Consider the following 1,390-nt stretch of genomic DNA (forward strand, 5'->3'; position numbering starts at 1 on the left):
GCCGGGATCACCGCCCGGCGCGAGGCCACCGCCCGGGCGATCGCGGCCGAACTCGGCATCCCGGAGCCGGGACCTGCCGAATCACACCTCGGTCACCAGGAGATGACACCGGCCCGGTGACACGCCTCGGCATCGGTCCTATCTGTCCGCTCTGGGCGGGCAGAGTCATGACGGACGTAACACTGAGAACCGCGAAGTTCGCGATCGGCGCCGTGGTGCGTCACAGGATCTACCCGTTCCGGGGTATCGTGTTCGACGTCGACCCGGTGTTCGACAACACCGAGGAATGGTGGCTGGCGATCCCCGAGGATGTCCGGCCGCGCAAGGACCAGCCGTTCTACCACCTGCTCGCCGAGAACGCCGAGACCGAGTACGTCGCCTACGTGTCCGAGCAGAACCTCCTGCCGGACACCTCCGGCGAGGCGCTGCGCCATGCCGGCATCGCCGAGATGTTCGAGCGCGACGCGGCCGGCGGCTACCGCGTGCGCGACCGCGTCCGGAACTGATTTTTTTTCGACGGTCTTCGAAGGAGCCGGCCGAGTCCGTCCTTCCGAGGTCCGGGCTCCCGAAGGGCGAGCCCTTTGGGAGCCCCCGAATCCCGGCGCCGGCGATCGCGCATGAAAAAGGGGCCGGCCCTCGCGGTCCGGCCCCGATCGCGATCCGCTGCGGCGTTACTTCGCCGCCGGAGCGGGGGCGGCGCCGGCCGCCGGGGCGGCGCTGCCCTGCTGCTCGAGCTTCTTGCGCATGTCCTCGGAGCGCTTCTCCAGCTCCGACTGCAGCTTCTTCTGCTGCTCTTCCAGGACCTTCGGGTCGATGGCCGGGCCGTCGAAGGCCTTGCCGAAGCCGGCCAGCGGCACCGCGAAGGTGACTTCGCGCTGGGTCTGGTTCTGGACCGAGACGTTGAGGGTCGTGCCCTTCTTCATCGCGGCGACGACGCCGGCATCGACGCCGCCGGCCTCGGCGAAGCAGCCGTTCGGGAAGCAGACCGCGAAGCGGCCCGGGGTCGCGGCCTGGCCGTCGACGTTGAAGCGGATGCCCGGCTGCAGCAGCAGGCCGAGCGGCAGAAGGTAGCGCACCACGCGCACTTCCTGCTTCTGTGCGGCGTTCTTCATCTCGTAGACGGCCACCGCCAGCACGGGCTGGCCCTGGTCGGACACGAAGTCGCGCGTCGTGTAGCAGATGTCGGTGCCGGAGCCCTGGTCCTTGCCGCAGACCTTGGTCCAGTCGGCCTGGCTCGGCTCGGACTTCACGGTCACGATCTGGGGACCGGTCTGCGCGGCGGCGCCGGCCGGCGTGTTGGCGGCCGGGGTGTTCATGTGTCTTAAACACAAATGACGCTGCCGACGATATAATATGTGTAGATGACGGTGGGCGCCGTATAATTAAAAAA

The 1,390-nt window shown here is 68.2% G+C and carries 2 protein-coding genes; one reads left to right on the plus strand and one right to left on the minus strand.

Features of this window, described 5'->3' with window-relative positions; genetic code table 11:
- Positions 1 to 167: 167 nt before the first annotated feature.
- Positions 168 to 506: a heat shock protein HspQ gene (gene hspQ / locus FV228_RS29785; protein ID WP_147857737.1), complete on the plus strand. Its 339-nt coding sequence runs from the start codon at positions 168 to 170 to the stop codon at positions 504 to 506.
- A gap of 165 nt (positions 507 to 671) precedes the next feature.
- Here hspQ and FV228_RS29790 read toward each other — a convergent pair whose 3' ends face one another.
- Positions 672 to 1,316, minus strand: coding sequence for an invasion associated locus B family protein (locus FV228_RS29790; protein WP_246694079.1), 645 nt, complete (start codon positions 1,314 to 1,316; stop codon positions 672 to 674).
- Positions 1,317 to 1,390 lie beyond the last annotated feature (74 nt).

Source organism: Methylobacterium sp. WL18, assembly GCF_008040015.1.
Classification (GTDB): Bacteria; Pseudomonadota; Alphaproteobacteria; order Rhizobiales; family Beijerinckiaceae; genus Methylobacterium; species Methylobacterium mesophilicum.